This is a genomic window from Streptomyces sp. NPDC017095 (assembly GCF_044332325.1).
Taxonomy (GTDB): Bacteria; Actinomycetota; Actinomycetes; order Streptomycetales; family Streptomycetaceae; genus Streptomyces.
This window is the reverse complement of record NZ_JBIROU010000001.1, coordinates 526,591-545,736: the sequence shown is the minus strand read 5'-3', so window position 1 is coordinate 545,736 and position 19,146 is coordinate 526,591. Positions and strand designations below refer to the sequence as shown.

Below are 19,146 nucleotides of genomic sequence, written 5' to 3'. Positions count from 1 at the left end.
CGGTGATCACGGAAAGATCACGCCCAGATGAATGGTCCGGGTGACGGGTCGACAAAGCGGCCGGCGAACAGTCAGGCTCCCCTCACTTCTTTGAATTTCCCGTGGGGGGACTGTGCCGGTGTATCGGATACGCGTGCGCAAATTCCTGCCGGCCAGGATGCCGCGCACTCGGTGGGGCAGGGCCGTCGCGCTCGCCGTGGCGGCGGTCATCGCCATGGGGGCGCTCGCCGTCGCCGACGGCGGCATCCTGTTCTTCCCGGCGGACCCGGCCGCGGCGAGGGGCCCCGCCCAGCGCTGGGGCAGCGCCGAGGGGCTCGGTCACGCCGTGGACGGCAGGCGCAACGACGACGCGCCGCGCTCCCTGCGGGCCAAGTACCCGCTGAAGACCCCGTCCGCCGTCCGGCCCGCGGTGCGCGAGAACAAGGTCCGGGTGAGCACCGCGCCGCCCGCGAAGGCCGAGGGCTTCGACCGCGCGACGAGCAGGGAGATCGTCTCCCGGCGGGACGCCCACAGCCGGACCTACGCCAACGACGACGGCACCCGCACCACCGAGTTCTCCACCAGCCCGCTCAACTACCGCGAGCGCGACGGGAAGTGGCGCGGCATCGACAGCTCCCTCGTCGAGCGCGGCGGCGGCTGGGCCAACACCGCCGACTCGGTGGCCGTCCGCTTCGCCGGCCGGGCCGACGACGGCGTCCTCGCCTCGGTCACGCTGCCGTCCGGCGAGTCCTTCGGGTACGGGCTGAGCGGCGCCGCACCGGTGCCGGGCAGCGCGGACGGCGTCCGCGTCAGCTACCCGCGGGTGCTGCCCGGGACCGACCTCTGGCTGGACTCGCGGGCCGGCGGGGCCAAGGAGACCCTCGTCCTGAAGTCCGCCGCCGCGCCGAACACCTTCGTCTTCCCGCTGCATCTTGAGGGCCTCACCGCCAAGGCGGATGGAGAATCGATTCTGCTGGCGGACGGCAAGGGCCGCACCCGCGCCGTCATCCCGGCCGGCGTCATGGAGGACGCCGCCCGGTCCGTGTCGCACGCCGTGTCGTACACGCTCGTCCGGCAGCCGGACGGCGGCCAGGCGCTGAAGGTGACCGCCGACCGGGAGTGGCTCGCCGACCCGGCCCGCGCCTTCCCCGTCCGCGTCGACCCCTCCGTCGACACCACGTCCGCGTCCACCGCCATGACGGTCCGCAGCGGCGGCTCCGTCACCGACCCCAAGGAACTCCAGGCCGGCAAGGGCCCGGACGGCCCCACCGCCGCCTACCTCGGCTTCCCCGGACTCGACGAGGAGCTGCGGTACCACCAGATCTTCGGCGTGCAGCTCCAGGCCGTGAACTTCGAGGCGCCCTCCTGCAAGCCGCGCTCGGTCTCCGTCCACCCGGTGACCGAGTCCTGGACCGCCGGCACCGGCACCGCCTATCCCGGCCCCGCGGTCGGCGGCGCCCTCGCGTCGAAGTCCTTCGCCTACGGCTACATCGGCCTCGGCCAGTCCAAGTCCGCCTGCCCCACCGCCGGAGAGCTGTTCGACCTCGGCAAGGGCGGCCGCGACCTGGTGCAGCGCTGGGTCGACGGCACCCAGGCCAACAACGGCCTGTCCCTGCGGGCCTCGGCCACCGACCCGCTCGCCTTCAAGAAGTTCACCGGCCCCGGCACCGCCAACCCGCCCAAGCTGTACGTCACGCACTCCCCGTACAACGCCTCGTACAGCTTCCCCAAGCCCGTCCCCGACCCGCCGGTGCTCCAGAACCAGGCCGGCCAGGTCAAGGTCGCCGTCACCAACAAGGGCGCCGAGACCTGGACGCCCGCCACCTACTACCTCGCCTACCGCGCCTACGACAAGAAGGGCAAGCTGGTCACGCAGCAGCGCGCGGGCAGCCTCACCGGCAACGTGGCCCACGGCGCCAGGGCGACGGTCGACGCCACCATCAAGGCGCTCCCGCCGGGCGTCTACCTGCTCGACTTCACGATGGTGCGCCAGGGCGGCAAGGTCTTCACGGACGAGCAGGTGCCACCGGGCCGGCTGACCCTCCAGGTCTTCGACATCGCGCCGGTGGTCAAGGAGCAGTTCCCGCCCAACGGCTACCAGGCCCAGACGCTCACCCCGCAGCTGTGGGCGGCCGGCGTTGACATCGACGCGCCGCCAGGGTCCGCGCTCCAGTACAAGTTCGAGATCTGCGAGGCGGACAAGGACGGCAAGCCCGCCGCCTGCACGACCTCCGCCTACCAGACCGGCTCGGCCTACCCGGTGCCCGCCGGCCGGCTGAAGTGGGGCAAGACCTACCTGTGGCGCGGCTTCGTCAAGGACGCCTCCAACGAGGTCCCGACCCAGCAGGTGGCCCTGGTCGCCACCGTCCCGCAGCCCGAGATCACCTCGCGGCTCTCCGGGGCGCAGGGCAAGGAGTTCGACCCGAACGTCGGCAACTTCACCGCCAGCGCCACCGACGCCTCCCTCGCCGGCGTCGGCCCCGACCTGACGCTCATCCGCACCTACAACAGCCTCGACCCGCGGCGCGACCTCGCCTTCGGCGCCGGCTGGACGACCCGCTTCGACATGCGGCTCACCCCGGACGACGACGGCAGCGGCAACGTCGTCATCCGCTACCCCGACGGCCAGGACGTCCGCTTCGGCAAGAACGCCGACGGGACCTTCGCCCCGCCGCCCGGCCGCTTCGCCAAGCTGACCTTCGACTCCACGGCCGGCACCTACCGGCTCCAGGACAAGTCCGGCACGACGTACGACTTCAGCACCAGCGGCCTGCTCGCCAAGATCACCGACGCGTACTCCAACACCGTCACCTACACCTACACCGCCGGCAAGCTGACGACCGCGACGAACAACCGCACCTCCCGCTCGCTGACCTTCACCTGGACCGGCGCGCACATCACCCGGGTCCAGACGACCCCCGTCGACGGCGCCCCGCTGACCTGGAACTACAGCTACACCGGCGACCTGCTGGACAAGGTCTGCGACCCGCTGAGCGGCTGCACCCAGTACGCCTACGGCACCGGCAGCCACTACGCCACCACCGTGCTCGACTCCCGCCCCGAGTCCTACTGGCGCCTGGGCGAGGAGGAGGGCACCGCGGCGAACAGCGCCAACGAGGTCAACCTCGGCAAGGACCGCGGCACCTACCAGAACGTCACCCTGAAGGCCGCCGGCGCGCTCACCGGCGACCCCGGCACCGCCGCCTCCTTCAACGGCACCACCTCACGCGTCGACCTGCCCGCGGGCACGCTGAAGAAGAGCCGCGACGCAGCGGTGGAGGTGTGGTTCAAGACGATCGCCGGCGGCGTCGGCGGTCCGCTCGTCGGCTACCAGGACAAGGCCTGGGGCACCACGCCCGGCACCGGCGTCCCGATGCTGTACGTCGGCACCGACGGAAAGCTGCGCGGCCAGTTCTGGACCGGCACGGCCGGCCCCCTCACCGACATCACCAAGAACGTCAACGACGGCCAGTGGCACCACGCGGTGCTGTCGCTGTCCGGCTCGGCCCAGAGCCTCTACCTGGACGGCAAGCTGTCCGGGACCAGCACGGGCAAGCAGCCGCTGCAGACCACCCTCACCTACAACCAGATCGGCGCCGCCCAGGCCACCACCCCCGCGTCCTGGCCGGGCTGGGGCTCCACCGCCGCCAGGTCCTTCGCCGGCACCATCGACGACGTCGCCGTCTACCACCACCCGCTGGGCACGGCGGCCGTCTTTGCCCACTACCGCGAGGGCGGCCGCACCGCCGACGTGCTGACGAAGACGACGCTGCCGAGCGGCCGCACCGCCTCCGAGGTCCAGTACGACACCGGCCGCGACCGCGTCCAGGAGTACACCGACCGCAACGGCGGCACCTGGAAGGTCGGCACGCCCGCGGTCTTCGGCAACGACAAGGACCTGCGCCGCACCGTCGAGGTGCGCGACCCGATGGACGCCCCGTACTTCTACGAGTACGACGGACTGTCCTCGCGGCTGCTGCGCTACGGCGAGCCGATGGCGCTCGGCGCCCGCGAGTCCGGCACCGGGACCCCGTCCCCGTCGCCGTCCGACCCCGGTCAGGTCTGCACCCGGCCCGACCCGGGCGACCCGGCCTTCTGCACCACCCCGCCCGGCGGGAGCGGCGACGGACCCGACTTCATCCGCTACCCCGTCGACGGCGTCGCCATCCGCTCCTTCACCTACGACGACAACGGCTTCCAGACCGGGATCACCAGCGAGAACGGCGACAAGGTCACCCTCGGCTACGACGGCCGCGGCAACGTCACCAGCCGGACCACCTGCCGGGCGGCCGGCGACTGCCAGACCTCGTACACCACCTACCCGACGCCGGCCGGCGACTTCGATCTGCGCGCCGACCAGCCCTCCGAGACCCGCGACGGCCGTTCGACGGGCCCCACCGACAACCGCTACCTCACCGCGTACACGTACAACACCAGCGGCGCGCTGCTCACCCAGACGGCGCCCGACGGCGGCACGGCCCGCAACACGTACACGACCGGCGCCGAGCCCGCCGTCGGCGGCGGCAACACGCCCACCGGTCTGCCGCTCACCACCGCCGACCCGCGCGGAAAGATCACCCGCTACCAGTACTACAAGAACGGCGACCTGGCCTGGGTGACCGAACCGTCCGGCAGCGTCACCAAGTACACCTACGACGCGCTGGGCCGCAAACTCACCGAGACCGTCGTCACGGACGCCCAGCCAGCCGGCACGACCTCCACGTTCACCTACGACAAGCTCTCCCGGGTCCGCACCCTGACCGATCCGGCGGTGACCAACTCCGTCACCTCCGGCAGGCACCAGCAGCGGACCACCACGGACTACGACGCCGACGGCAACGTGGTGCGCACCGAGATCAGCGACCTGCTGGGCGGCGACGCCACCCGGGTGATGACCTTCGCCCTCGACGACCACGGCCGCCCGGAATCGGTCACCGACGCCGAGGGCAACGAGACCTCGTACACCTACGACGTCTTCGGCAACAAGACGTCGATGGTGGACGCGGGCGGCAACCACTTCGACTACGTCTACACCGCGCGCAACATGATGGCCGAGACCCGGCTGCGCGACTGGGACGACGACGGGGGCGACGACGCCTACACGGTCCTCCAGTCGTACGCCTACGACATGGGCGGCCGGCTGGTGCGGCACACGGACTCGATGGGCCGCTCGCTGGTGTACCAGTACTACGGCGACGACCTGGTCAAGTCGATCACCCTCAAGGACTTCCACAACCCCGACGGCACCCGGCGGGACGTCGTCGTGGAGTCCGACACCTACGACGGCGCCGGCAACGTCCTGACCGAGACGACCGCCAACGGCCAACTGGTCACCGCCTACACCTACGACCTGGTCGGCCGGGTGAAGTCCGAGGTCACGGACCCCGACGGGCTCGCGCGCCGCACGACGTACACCTACGACCTCGCCGGCAACGTGCTGACGACGGCCTCCAGCGGCGCCCCGTCCAACGTCCCCTGGCCGGTGAGCGTCAGCGGCGACTCCGTCCGCTACGAGTACGACGACGCGGGCAACGTCCTGCACGAGACGGTCGAGAACGGCACCGACTCGCGGACCACCGACTACACCTACGACGACCGCGGGCTCACCACCTCCCAGACCGACCCGGCGGGCCACACGACCGAGTACGGCTACGACGAACTCGGCCGGCCCGTCTCCGTCACCGCGCCCCCCGTCCTGACCGAGTCCGGCGGCAGCGCGCCCGCCACCTCCCGGCCCACCACCTTCACCGGCTACGACACCTTCGGCGCGGTCACCGAGTCCGCCGACGCCCTCGGCAACGTCAACCGCACCGCCTACGACCGGCTGGGCCGCCCGGTCACCGAGACCGCGCCCGCCTACACCGCGCCGGGCTCCACCGACACCGTCGCCCCGACCGTCACCCACACCTACGACGCCCTCGGCAACGTCACCGAGAGCACCGACCCGCTCGGCCGCGTGACCAGGTACCAGTACGACCGCCAGAACCGGCTCACCGTGAAGGACGTCCCCGTCGGCACGGGCGACGAGCGGGGCCAGTGGACGTACACCTACACCCGTACCGGGGAGATCCTGTCGGTCACGGACCCGAACGGCGCCCGCGCCGAGACGACCTACGACGACCTGGACCGCCCGGTCACCAGCACCGCGATCGAACGCAAGCCCCGGCCCGGCGCCTTCACCACCCGCAGCGAGTACGACGACGCGGGCAACGTGGTGCGGCAGACCTCGCCGAGCGGCGCCGAAAGCCGGTTCACCTACGACAGCCTCGGCCAGCCGACCCGGCTGCAGGAGCCCAGCGGCGTCGTCACCCAGCTCGGCTACGACGCCGAGGGCCGCGAGGTGCGCCGCACGGACGGCATGGGCCGCACCTCCGCGAAGATCTACGACCAGCTCGGCCGGCTCGTCCAGGACCAGGACCTGGACCCGGCGAACAACCAGCTCCGCAAGGTCGGCTACACCTATGACAAGGCGGGCAACCTGGTCGCCTCGACCAACCCGCTGAACCGCACGACGACGTACACCTACGACGCCCTCAACCGGCTGACCGGCCAGAGCGAACCGGTCTCCGACACCAAGTCCCTCACCACGTCCTTCGGCTACGACGCCCTCGGCAACCGCACCCGCTACACCGACGGCCGCGGCAACTCCACGCTCTACACGTTCAATTCGCTCGGCCTCGCCGAGTCCGTGATCGAGCCCGCGACCGCCCGCGACCCGGCACCGCAGGCCCGCACCTGGACCACCGCGTACGACGCCGCCGGCGAACCCGTCAAGGTCACCGCCCCGGGCGGCGTGGTCCGCGAGCGCGCGTACGACAAGGCGGGAGAACTGGTCCGCGAGACCGGCACGGGCGCCGCCGCGGCCACCGCCGAGAAGGCGTTCCAGTACGACGCGGCGGGCCGCCTGACCAGGGCCTCCTCCCCGAAGGGCGACAACACCTACGAGTACGACGACCGGGGCGCCCTGCTGAAGGCGACCGGCCCGCTCGGTGACGCCACGTACCAGTACGACGACGACGGCCTGCTCACCAGCCGCACCGACGCCGCCGGCACCGCCGTGTTCGGCTACGCCAAGCAGCAACTGGCCTCGGCGACCGACCCGCTCACCGGTGTCCGGCAGAGCTACACCTACGACGGCGCGGGCGCGGTCAAGAAGGTCGACTACGGCGCGGGCCAGTCCCGCAGCTTCACCTACGACGACCTGGGCCGCCTCGACACCGACACCCTGAAGAACAGCGCCGGCCGGACCATGGCGTCGACCGACTACGGCTATGACGACGACGACCGGCTGACCTCCAAGACCACGGCCGGCACCGCCAAGGCCGGCGCCCACACCTACGGCTACGACCAGGCCGGCCGCCTCACCTCCTGGACGGCCGACGGCACCACCACGGAGTACGCCTGGGACGACAGCGGCAACCGGGTCAGGAACGGCGACAAGACCGCCACCTTCGACGAGCGCAACCGGCTGCTGTCCGACGGCGACTACACCTACGCCTACACCGCGCGCGGCACCCTCGCGTCGCGCACCAGCTCCGGACTGAAGGAGGACTTCACCTTCGACGCCTTCGACCGGCTGGTGAAGGCGGGCGAGTCCGGCACGGAGTACACCTACGACGCGCTGGACCGGGTCGCGTCCCGCAACGGCGCGGACTTCTCCTACGCCGGCTTCGCACCCGACCCGGTCAAGGACCAGACCTCCACCTACGGCCGCGGCGCGGCGGACGAACTGCTCGCGGTCGCCGAGGGCGGCGGCACCGCCCGGCTGACGCTGGAGGACAAGCACGGCGACGTCGTCGGCAGCATGTCCGCCACGGACGGCGCGGCACCGGCCCTGGCCGAGTCCACGGCCTTCGACCCCTTCGGCCGGGTGCTCGGCACGGACGGTGTGACCGGCAACGCCGGCTACCAGGGCGGCTGGACCGACCCGGACACCGACCAGGTCGACATGCAGTCCCGCTGGTACGACCCGGGGACCGGCACCTTCGACTCCCGGGACTCCTACCTCTACAGCTCCGGCGCCTCCATCCTGGCCAACCGCTACACCTACGGCGCCGGCGCCCCGCTGGACTACACCGACCCGGACGGCCACTGGCCGAGCTGCGGCTGGTGCAGCAAGGCCGCGAGCTGGACGGGCAAGAAGATCCGCCAGGGCGCGAGCTGGACCGGCAAGAAGATCCGGCAGGGCGCGCACTGGGTCTCCAAGACCGCCCAGTCCGTCTGGCACGGGGTGCAGTGGGCGTGGAACAACCCCGGAGCGGCGTTCAAGCTGGCGCTGAGCTATGTCGGCAAGGCCGCCAACTGGGTGTACCGCAAGTCGGGCCTGAAGACGGCCGTCGACGCCACCGTGAACGCGGTCAGATGGGTCGGCCAGAAGACGGGCGTGACCGAGTGGGCCCGCGAGAAGGCCAGACAGGCCGCCCGGGCGGCCTACCAGGCCAAGGTCTACCTCACGAAGAAGGCCAGACAGGCGGCCTCCTACGCGGCCCGGCACAACCCGGTCCCGGCGATCCTCGCCGCCACCAAGCCGCTGATCGCCGTCGGCAAGGCGATCGTCACGGCCGACCCGAACCTGCCGGCGATCATCGTCGGCGCGGCCGTCCAGGTGGTCGCCGACGCCGCCAAGGCCGCGGACGCCATCCGCGACGAGGTCGTCAAGCAGGTCGGCAGCGTCGTGGAGACCGTCTCCGACGCGGTCGACTGGGGCGAGGTCTGGGACGACGTCAAGACGGTCGGCAACGTCATCGGCGACGTCACCGGCTTCAACGACATCAAGGACTGCGTCACCACGGGCGACATGGAGTCCTGCGCCTGGGCGGCGGCGACCGTGGGCGGCATCGTCCTCGGCGGCGCCGGCGCGGCGGCGGTCCGGGCGGCGAAGGCCGGCCGGATGACCGCGAAGGCGGCGAAGTACGCGGACCAGATCGCGAAGGCGGCCGAGAAGGGCAAGAAGGTCCTCGACGAGGCCGAGGCGGTGGGGGAGTGCGTCTCGACCGCCCGAGACGTGGCCTCCCTCGCCAGCGGCAACAGCTTCGTCCCCGGCACCGAGGTCGCGATGGCCGACGGCAGCCGCAAACCGATCGAGAAGGTGCGGGAGGGCGACGAGGTCCTCGCCACCGACCCGACGACCGGGAGAACGTCCAAGGAGAAGGTCACCGACACCATCGAGGGCCGGGGCGCGAAGAACCTCGTCCGGGTCACGATCGACACGGACGGCGCCCGCGGCCACGCCACGGACACCCTCACGGCGACCGAGGGCCACCCCTTCTGGGTCCCGGACCTGAAGAAGTGGCTGAAGGCCGGAGAACTCCGCCCCGGCGAATGGCTCCGCACCGGCTCGGGCACCCAGGTCAAGATCGAAGCGGTCAGCGCCTGGACCCAACAGGCGGCGGTCTACAACCTGACGGTCGACAGAGCCCACACGTACTATGTGCTCGCGGGGGCCACGCCGGTCCTCGTCCACAACTGCGGGGACGTGTATCGCAGCGACACCCGGGATCCCAGCGTTATCTTCGGTGGAGGATTCGCGCCCAAGGGAAACAATATGAATCTGGAAGAGCACGTAGCGGGTGTCTCCGGGGTCTATACCCCCGACTCTGGATTCGTGTCGACGACCACCTCGAAGTCTCACGCGTTGAGCCGGAAGGGCCACACTTACGTGATCGACTCCAGAGGTGTGTCTGGCGGGATCGACGTGAACAAGACGATCCCCGGAAACGTTCACGCAGACGAGGCGGAGATAGCTGTTCCGCGCACCATTGATTCGTGTCACATACGTGGGTGTTGGCATGAAACAACAGGAGAGTGGACTCCGAATCCGAACTATCGGGAGTGAGGCATGGAATCGCTTGAACTGCTGGCTGTAGGGCGAGGATCCTCAGCCGTTCCGGTCTCGTTCGAGATCCTGGATGGCGAAGGAGCGGGCCTGAGAATGAAGTTCTCAGGTCGGGACTGGCAGTCCTTCACCGGGTCGAATCTGTTCAAGTGTCTCCTGAGTGCTCGAACCGACTTGGAGAAGGAAGATCTCCTGCTCTGCTGCCAAGGGGCGCGACCGGACGTCTTTCCCTCCGGAATGCAACAGCAGATGGATGATGGCCGCTTCGCCGCAGTCCTCTCCCGGTCTGCCGAAGAGAAGGAGACCGTCGACATCTTCGCTGCGGCTGAACCATCGCAGGTGGCTTCTGTGGAAGCCCAGCGAGTAGCCGTATATCAGTTCTTCAACCTGCCGATTTCTGCTGCAGGCGGAGAGGCGTAGAAGAACCTGGGTCGGCGTGTGACGGCAACAATTCGGTGCCCCCCCCACTACTTCGTGGGGGGGGGCACCGACGCTCGTAGATCGGCGAGTACTCGGCGATGGAACTGGTCTCCGCGGCCTGCACCGTGCGGTACTGCGCCGAACCCCACATGCCCGAGTTCCCAGACGACCTCGCACACCTGCTGTCCCGGCTGCCACGCTGAGCGACCGCACGGGAACGGCGTGACGTGCCTGTGCTATCGTCATGCGTTTGCGTGGTCGTCGCGGTGGGCGATTCCGTCCGTTCGGTTCCGCTCGTGCGGGGACCGTCCGGTCCTGCCGGGCCTTCCTCGATACGTCCCCTGCGGAAGGCTTTTCATGAACCACCCCGACGACTCCGGCACCGCACCCGGCGGTCCCGCCACGACCGCACCGGCCGCCTCCTTCGCCGGCCTGGACCTGCCGGCGGAGGTGCTGCGGACCCTGGACGGACTCGGGGTGCGCGACCCCTTCCCGATCCAGGCCGCCACACTGCCCGACGCCCTGAGGGGCCGCGACGTCCTGGGCCGCGGCCGCACCGGATCGGGCAAGACGCTCGCCTTCGGCCTGCCGCTGCTGACGCGTACGGCCGGGCGGCGCGCCGAGCCGAAGCAGCCCCTCGCCCTGATCCTCGTACCCACCCGGGAGCTGGCCCAGCAGGTCACGCAGGCGCTCGCACCGTACGCCGAGGCGTTGCGGCTGCGCACGGCCACGGTCGTCGGCGGCATGTCCATCGGCCGGCAGGTCGCCGAGCTGCGCGAGGGAGCCGAGGTGGTCGTCGCCACCCCCGGACGCCTGCACGACCTGATCGAGCGCAACGCCTGCCGTCTGGGACGCGTACGGATCACCGTGCTGGACGAGGCCGACCAGATGTGCGACCTGGGCTTCCTGCCGCAGGTCTCCGAGATCCTCGACCAGGTGCGCCCCGACGGCCAGCGCATGCTGTTCTCGGCCACGCTCGACCGCGACGTCGACCAGCTCGTCCGCCGCTACCTCCACGACCCCGTCGTCCACTCGGTCGACCCGTCCGCGGGCGCGGTCACGACGATGGAGCACCACGTCCTGGTCGTCCACGGCCCCGACCGCTACGCCGTCACCACGGAGATCGCCGCCCGCGACGGCCGCGCCCTGCTGTTCCTCGACACCAAGCACGCCGTCGACCAGCTCACCCGGCATCTGCGGGCCAGCGGAGTGCACGCCGGGGCCCTGCACAGCGGCAAGTCCCAGCCGCAGCGCACCCGGACCCTCGCCCAGTTCAAGAACGGCCAGATCACCGTCCTGGTGGCGACCAACGTCGCCGCCCGCGGCCTGCACGTCGACGACCTCGACCTCGTGGTCAACGTCGACCCGCCCACCGACCCCAAGGACTACGTGCACCGGGCCGGCCGCACCGCCCGCGCCGGCGAGTCCGGCAGCGTGGTCACGCTCGTGCTGACGGGCCAGCGCCGCGAGACCAGCCGGATGCTGACCGAGGCCGGGATCGAGCCGACCGTCACCAAGGTGCGCTCGGGCGAGGCCGAACTGAGCCGGATCACCGGCGCCAAGGCCCCCTCCGGCACCCCGCTCGACAGCGGCCCCGCCGTACCCCGGCCCAAGAACACCAACGCCCCGTTCCGCGGCCTCGGCACCAGCAAGGACGCCTCCCGCGGCGCCGGCGGCAAGTCCCGCAAGGCCGGCGAGGCCCGCAAGCTGGCCGAGGCCCGCAAGGCCGCCCTCGTGCGCCGCAACCGAGCGGGTTGATAACGCCGGTGCCCCCACCGCGCCCGGCATGACAAGCTGTGCCTGCCCACCCCGAACCCAGGAGGTCCCCATGACCGCAGAGCCCGCCACCACGGAAGGTTCGGAGCCGACCGCCCCCGAGACGTCCCCTGTGACGCCGGACGACGACGGCACCTACGACCTCAAGCGCAAGTTCCGCGAAGCCCTGGCGCGCAAGCGCGGTGCGCAGGCGGACGCCGCCGACGTCGCCGCCAACCCGGACGCGTCGAAGGTGCGCGCGGCGCACGGCCCGGCCTCGAGCCAGCGGTCGTTCCGGCGCAAGAGCGGCGGCTGAGCGGACCGGCCCCGCGGCCGGCCCGCTCCACCGGCACCCGAAGCCGGCCACATCCCCCGAAGCTGCCCCGACCGAGCCTCTCGCGGGACAGCGGACGCCGTACGCGCGATACCCGACAAAGCCGGTGCGGAGGAAGTCGGGTGAGCGCGGCCGGTGCCGCCGCACGATGGGGGCATGGACGACACGACCTTGGTATCCCGTTTCCTCCGTGACGGCTTCGTGAAGCTGGAGGGCGCCGTCGCGCCGCGCGTGGCCGCGGACTGCGCGCGGCTGCTGTGGCGGGAGACGGGCTGCGACCCGGACGACCCGTCGACCTGGACGCAGCCCGTGCACTGGGTGGCGGGCATGGCCCAGGGACCGTTCGCCGCCGCACCCAACTCCCCGCTCCTGCACCACGCGTACGACCTGCTGGTCGGCGCGGGACGCTGGGAACCGCGTTACTCGCTGGGCACGTTCCCGCTGCGCTTCCCGCACCCGGAGGAGCCGGACGACGCGGGCTGGCACATCGAGGGCAGTTACCTGCCGGAGGGCGAGAGCTGGTACTTCACCAATCTGCGCTCCCGGGGCCGGGCGCTGCTGATGCTGTTCCTGTTCAGCGAGGTCGGCGAGGAGGACGCCCCGACCCGGATCCGGGTCGGTTCGCACCTCGACGTGCCGAAGGTGCTGGAGAAGTACGGGGAGGACGGGGCGAGCGGGCTGACCCTCGCCCCCGAACTGACGGCGGCGTCCGGTCACCGGCCGCTCGCCCTCGCCACCGGGTCCCCGGGCGATGTCTTCCTGTGCCATCCGTTCCTGGTGCACGCCGCGCAACCGCACCACGGGGCGCGGCCGCGCTTCATGGCCCAGCCGCCGCTGCTGCCGGCCGCGCCGTACGCGCTGGAGCGGGCCGACGGCGCGTACGCGCCCGTGGAGACCGCGATCCGCCGGGGCCTGGGCCGGGACACCCCCGGCCACGGCGCCGGGTAGACATGCGACACGGCTGCCGTCGGCACGCTGGCCGTGCGGGGGTCATACCGCCGGCACGGCGGCCGTGCGCGAAGAGAGCGCCGTCAGCACCGTGGCCGTGCGGGGAGAGAGAAGGAGGAGGTCGGGCATGCCCGAGCGGCTGAACCGGGCCATGGAGCACATCGAGCGCCGGCTCGGCCAGGACCTCGATGTCGCCGAGCTGGCGCGCGTCGCGGGCACCTCGGAGTACCACCTGCGCCGGATGTTCTCCGCGCTCGCGGGCATCCCGCTGTCGGAGTACATCCGGCGCCGCCGGCTCACCCTCGCCGGTGCCGACGTGCTCGCGGGCCGCGAGACGCTGCTGGACATCGCGGTGCGCTACGGCTACGGCTCCGGCGAGGCGTTCGCGCGGGCGTTCCGTGCCATGCACGGCATCGCACCGGGCGAGGCCCGCCGCACCGGCGCCGCGCTCAGCTCCCAGTCCCGGATGTCCTTCCGCCTCACCGTCGAGGGGAGCAGCAGCATGCGGTACCGCGTCGTGGACAGGGCGGCCTTCACCGTCGTCGGGTTCCGGACCCGCGTACCGCTGGTGCACACCGGACCCAACCAGGCGATCATGGACTTCGTCCGGGGGACCGACCCACGGGCGCTGGAGCGCCTGGAGAAGCTGTCGGACCAGGAGCCGCACGGCGTCGTCGCGGTCTGCGACGGCATGGACCCCAGCCGCGCCGAGGGCACCGAACTCGACTACCACCACGGCGTGATCACCTCCGCGGCGCCACCGGAGGGCACGACCACGCTGGCCGTCCCGGCCGGCACCTGGGCGGTCTTCACCACCTCCGGGCCGGTGCCCCGGGCGATCCAGGAGCTGTGGCGGGAGGTGTTCACCGAGTGGTTCCCGTCGAACCCGTACCGCACCCGCACCGGTCCCGAGATCCTGCGCACCCGCCTGTCGCCGGACCGGACCGAGGCCGACGCCGAACTGTGGCTCCCGGTGGAGCCGGAGCACGGCTGACGGCGCCACCGGCCAGGGGTGAGGGGACCTGCTCCGCTCAGGTGGCGATGGTGGCCAGGCCGGCGATGCCGACGAGGTAGATGACCACCGCGGCGATGCTGTCGACGCCCATGCGCGCGTACTGGCGGCGCGGGCGGAAGATCAGCCCCGCCATGTAGACCACGGTCAGCAGGATCCCGAGCGCGGTGAGGTAGATGTCGGTGTCGTGCGCGGCCGGCAGGACCGGTCGGCCGGAGATGACGGTGGCGAGCAGGAACAGCACGGGCAGGAAGGCGTTGCCGCCGAAGATGTCGCTGATGGCGAGCTGGTAGTCGCCCAGCCTGGTGGAGGTCAGACCGGTGCTGACCTCGGGCAGGGAGGTGGCCGCCGCCAGCACGGTCGCGCCGAACAGCACCCCGCTCAGACCCTGCCGGGCGAAGAACTCCTCGCCGCTGCGCTCGATCACGACACCGGCCACGAGCGTGGCCAGCGCGGCCACGCCGAACACCAGCGCGGCGCGCGCGGTGCTCACGCCCTTGTCGCTGGCGGCCTTCTCCTTCTTGCCCTTGGAGTGGCCGCGCGGCTCGGGCTGGCCGTCCGGGGCGTCACCGCCCTCCCGCCACGGCAGACCCCGGCCGGCCCGGTCCAGCAGGATCAGACCGACCACCCACAGGATGGCGATCGCCACCGAGGCGGGGGCCAGGCGGGCGGCGTGCAGGCCGGGGGAGAGCTGCGTGCCCATCACCACCACCGCCAGGACGACCACCACCATGGCCCCCTCCAGGACCAGTTGCAGACTGGCCGCCAGGCGGGTCAGCGGAGCCCGCGGCCGGACCCCGGCCGCGTCCAGGACCGCCAGCACGACCGTCTGGATGGCGATACCGCCCAGAATGTTGCCGACCGCGACATCCAGCCGGCCCGCCATCGCCGCGCTCGCGGTGATCGCGATCTCGGGCAGGTTCGTCGCGACCGCCAGCAGGATCAGACCGCCCAGCGCACTGCCCAGATGAAGCCGTTCGGCGAGCACATCGGTGGTGTCCGACAGCTTGACACCCGCGAACCAGATGACGGCCGCACTGGCCACGAACAACGCCAGCAACACCGGCGAACCCAAAGATCCCATGCCGCAGCACGTACCCGCCGATCCGGAGCGGAACCAACGGCACACCGGCGTCGCACGTGGAAGCCCCCCCGGCCCGCCGAGCCCTGGCCCCGCCTTGACGGCGGCGCGGCGCGGCGGCAAGGAACGGCCTAGCCGGGTTCGGGTGCGTCCTCGATGGTCAGCGCTCCGGCGAGGTCGAGGTCACCGTTGGTGCCGTGTGCCCCGGCACGGACGAGCAGCACCGCGCCGAGCGCGGTGCTCCAGAATGTCCTGGCCTCCACGTCGAGCGGCCGACGGGCCCTCCAGCCGCGGGTGTCGATGAGCCGGCTCACGAAGCGCTCGGACTGCCGGAACAGCAACTGGAGGTGCTGGTCGACCACGGGGGCGAGTTCGGGTTTGGAGATCCCGGCGGCGAGTGCTCGCGCGACCGAGGGGAGCGAGGGGATGGCGAGTACGGCGCGGGCGATGTTGCGCCGGAAGGCCGCCGCATCGGGGGCTTGGCGACCGATGCGCTCGATCCGCCGGGTGTCGTGCAGCAAGCCGAGGAAGGCGGCGTGTACGAGCAGCGAATCCTTGGAGCCGAAGTAGTAGGTGACCTGATTGGGGAAGACGCCTGCCGCGTTCGCGATCTCCGCGACACTCACTTCCGCGCCGGGCCGCTCCTTGCAGAGCCGGGCAGTGACCTCGATCAGCCGGCGTCTCGTCGCGCGACCACGGTCGAGCGCCGGAGTCGGCGTCGCGCGGGCTTCGGTTCGCTTCTTCTCCACCCCTGGATTGTATGTGATACAACAAGCCCTGCCAGTTTGTATGGCATACAAGAAAGGTCGAAGCGCATGCAACACGCTGAAGTCGTCGTGACCGGGCTCGGTGCGATCACCCCACTCGGTGGAGACGTGGTGTCCACCTGGAACGCCCTGCTCGCCGGCGAGTCCGGCATCCGCGGCGTCCCGCGCGGCCACGCGGACGCCGGCCTTCCCGACACCGTCGCGGGGACGATGGCGATCGACCCCGCCCAGTTGCTGCCGCCGGTGCAGGCCAGGAGGCTCGACCGCTCGCAGCAGGCGGCCCTCGGCGCGGCGGCCGAAGCCTGGGCCGATGCCGGGGCCCCGCAGGTGGAACCGGACCGGCTCGCATCGGCGATCGGCACGGGCATCGGTGGTGTGGGCACGCTGTTGGAGCAAGACGACGTACTGGAGAAGGCCGGTACGCGGCGCGTCTCACCGCGTACGGTCCCGATGCTCATGCCGAACGCGGCGGCGGCGCTGATCAGTATCGAGTACGGCGCACGGGCTGGTGTCCACACGCCCGTCTCGGCGTGCTCTTCCGGTGCCGAGGCGATCGCCCTGGGGGCCAGGCTCATCCGTGCCGGCGAGGCGGACGTGGTCATCGCGGGCGGGACCGAGGCCGCGATCACCCCGATCACCGTCGCCGGATTCGCCCAGGCGCAGGCACTGTCACGGCACACCGGCGAACCCGCGTCCGCGTCCCGGCCGTTCGCCGCGGACCGCGGCGGATTCGTCCTCAGCGAAGGCGCGGCCGTCGTGGTGCTCGAAAGCGCCGAGCACGCCGGTGCCCGGGGCGCGCGCGTCCACGCGGTGCTCGCCGGCGCCGGTATCGCCGCCGACGCTCACCACATCACGGCGCCCGCTCCCGACGGCTCCGGTCAGATCTCGGCCATGCGGAAGGCCCTCGCGCAAGCCGGCTTGGCTCCCGGGCAGATCGGCCACATCAACGCACACGCCACCGGAACTCCGGTCGGTGACGTCGCCGAGGCACACGCGATCGGGGAGGTCTTCGGCCGCGCCACCGTGACAGCCCCCAAGGCGGCTCTCGGTCATCTCTTCGGCGCGGCCGGCGCGATCGAAGCCCTCATCGCCGTCCTCAGCGTGGAGCACGGCGTCATCCCGCCGACCCGCAACCTCGCCACGGCCGGCGTCGGTCCCGGCATCGACCTCGATGTCGTCACCGAGCGACGAGAGGTCCCCCAGGAGGCTGTGCTCAGCAACTCCTTCGGCTTCGGTGGACAGAACGTCTCACTCATCGTCACCGGCGCACGGCACCACGCGTCCCGTACGGCACATCAAGATGCCTGATCCCGTCGCTGTTCGTCCAGTAATGGGTCATCTGTACCGTGGCGACCTTGAGGACCGGGCTCGGATCGCCGGAGTCGAAGGTGGTTCCCCCCAGCCGGAGGCGGCCAGGCGGGCGCCGATCGGCGGGTAGGTGCCGGGTTCGCTCAGTAGGGGCACGGCGAGGCTGACGGGGGCGGACAACTTCAGGACCGCCGCGTCCACTTCGAAGTGGGTCGGGTTGTGGCCGACGCTTTGTAAGGTTCGTGTCCTGTGGACAGGTCGCGGTTCGTCCGGGTCCGGTCACCTCGCGCGGAGGGACACGACCGTGCTCGCCGTTTTCCGCCCCTTTTCCCAGGAGCAACGCCATGAACCGACGTACCCGCCTGGCACTCGTGCTGGCACTGGGCGGACTGCTGGGCGGATGCGCCTCTCCTGGCGGCACGAGCCCCTCCCCGCCCGGGGAACGGCCCTTTTGGCGGGCCGAGTTCGGCGGAGCGGCGGCCGCACGCCCGTCGGAGGAATCCTGGAACACGGAGATCGGTAACCGGGACGCCGAGGGCTGGGGCAACAACGAACTGCAGTACTACACGGACGAGGTGGCCAACTCCGCCCTCGACGGCGCGGGTCACCTCCTCATCTCGGCGCGGCCGGCCCCCGAGGCATCACGCCTGCCGTGCTACACGCGGCAGTTCTGCACCTGGACGTCGGCCCGGCTCACCACCGAGGGAAAGGTCGCACTCACCCGCGGACGCGTGGAGATACGCGCGAAGATGCCCACCGGCACGGGACTGCTGCCGGCGATCTGGATGCTGGGCGACAACGGAGTCGAGTGGCCCGGACAGGGAGAGATCGACATCTGCGAGGTGGTCGGCGGAGAACCGCGAACGGTGTACGGCACCGCCCACGGGCCGTCCTACTTCAACGAGAACGGGATCGGCGGCTCCACCACCCTCCCCGCCGACGCGTCGCGGGCCTTCCACGTCTACGCCGTCGACAAGCGACCGCGGCGCATCACCTGGTCCGTCGACGGGAAGCCGTACTTCACCTTGACCCCGTCGCAACTGCCCAAGCCACGTGACTGGGTCTTCGAACAGGACATGCACCTCCTGCTCAACGTCGCCGTCGGAGGCGACTGGCCCGGCCCTCCCGACGCCTCGACACCATCTCCCGCGACGATGTCGGTCGACTACGTGCGCTTCTACGGCGAGGGCCACGCGTGACGGTCCAGTACCGGCGGGAGCTTCCGTAGCATCAACGTCGACTTCGCCGTCCCCGGGAACTTCAGCACCTACACGTACACCGTCAGGGTCGGCACCCGCCTGGCCACCGCTTCGACAAGGGCGCCGACGACGAGGACGGTGTCACCTGCGGCATCGACGATCTGACCTACGTGGCGGGCCGGAAGTACGCCCTCACCGCCAGGAAGACGACCACCGCGTCCGGGCCGGTGGCCACGAAAGTGCCGGGCGAGGACATCTACACCTGCGCCCATGTATCGGACTACACGGTCACCACCCGGCCCCCGGGAGCTACACCGTCCGCTCGCATCTCGCGCGCCACTGACCTGACGGGCGGCCGTTTCTCCCCGGCGTCGGTGACCGTCGGGGGGGGGGTGGGGGGGGGGGGGGGCCCCCCCAACCCCCCCCCCGGGGGGCGGGGGGGGGGGGCGGCCCCGCGGGGGGGGGGCGGGGCGGGGGGGGGGGGGGGGCGCCGGGGGGGGGGGCCACC

At 71.4% G+C, this 19,146-nt stretch carries 10 protein-coding genes; 8 read left to right on the top strand and 2 right to left on the bottom strand.

Annotated elements, in window-relative coordinates:
- The first annotated feature begins 133 nt into the window (after positions 1–133).
- From ACH4OA_RS02155 to ACH4OA_RS02130, 6 genes are all read left to right on the top strand, one after another.
- Positions 134–9,814, top strand: a complete 9,681-nt coding sequence (locus tag ACH4OA_RS02155) for a polymorphic toxin-type HINT domain-containing protein (protein WP_397967183.1) — start codon at positions 134–136, stop codon at positions 9,812–9,814.
- Positions 9,815–9,817: 3 nt separating this feature from the next.
- Positions 9,818–10,234: a hypothetical protein gene (locus tag ACH4OA_RS02150; protein ID WP_397935261.1), complete on the top strand. Its 417-nt coding sequence runs from the start codon at positions 9,818–9,820 to the stop codon at positions 10,232–10,234.
- A gap of 357 nt (positions 10,235–10,591) precedes the next feature.
- A complete protein-coding gene (locus tag ACH4OA_RS02145; protein ID WP_397935260.1) occupies positions 10,592–11,992 on the top strand; it encodes a DEAD/DEAH box helicase in 1,401 nt (466 codons plus the stop codon).
- A 70-nt stretch (positions 11,993–12,062) separates the two neighbouring features.
- On the top strand, positions 12,063–12,305 hold the full coding sequence (locus ACH4OA_RS02140) for a DUF5302 domain-containing protein (RefSeq protein WP_397935259.1): 243 nt from the start codon (positions 12,063–12,065) through the stop codon (positions 12,303–12,305).
- 174 nt (positions 12,306–12,479) lie between these two features.
- Complete coding sequence (locus ACH4OA_RS02135) at positions 12,480–13,271, top strand: phytanoyl-CoA dioxygenase family protein (RefSeq protein ID WP_397967181.1); 792 nt, start codon at positions 12,480–12,482, stop codon at positions 13,269–13,271.
- 127 nt (positions 13,272–13,398) lie between these two features.
- A complete protein-coding gene (locus ACH4OA_RS02130) occupies positions 13,399–14,265 on the top strand; it encodes a GyrI-like domain-containing protein (protein WP_397967179.1) in 867 nt (288 codons plus the stop codon).
- A gap of 37 nt (positions 14,266–14,302) precedes the next feature.
- Here the strand turns inward: ACH4OA_RS02130 and ACH4OA_RS02125 are convergent, their stop codons facing one another.
- Together ACH4OA_RS02125 and ACH4OA_RS02120 are read right to left on the bottom strand one after the other, a co-directional pair.
- The gene (locus ACH4OA_RS02125; protein ID WP_397935255.1) at positions 14,303–15,367 is read right to left on the bottom strand and encodes a sodium:calcium antiporter; all 1,065 of its coding nucleotides are present in this window, start codon (positions 15,365–15,367) and stop codon (positions 14,303–14,305) included.
- Between the two features lie 128 nt (positions 15,368–15,495).
- Positions 15,496–16,113: a TetR/AcrR family transcriptional regulator C-terminal domain-containing protein gene (locus ACH4OA_RS02120; protein ID WP_397945605.1), complete on the bottom strand. Its 618-nt coding sequence runs from the start codon at positions 16,111–16,113 to the stop codon at positions 15,496–15,498.
- A gap of 66 nt (positions 16,114–16,179) precedes the next feature.
- Here ACH4OA_RS02120 and ACH4OA_RS02115 point away from each other — a divergent pair, with 66 nt between their 5' ends.
- Both ACH4OA_RS02115 and ACH4OA_RS02110 read left to right on the top strand, forming a co-directional pair.
- On the top strand, positions 16,180–17,439 hold the full coding sequence (locus tag ACH4OA_RS02115) for a beta-ketoacyl-[acyl-carrier-protein] synthase family protein (RefSeq protein WP_397967176.1): 1,260 nt from the start codon (positions 16,180–16,182) through the stop codon (positions 17,437–17,439).
- 344 nt (positions 17,440–17,783) lie between these two features.
- A complete protein-coding gene (locus tag ACH4OA_RS02110; RefSeq protein WP_397935249.1) occupies positions 17,784–18,638 on the top strand; it encodes a family 16 glycosylhydrolase in 855 nt (284 codons plus the stop codon).
- Positions 18,639–19,146 lie beyond the last annotated feature (508 nt).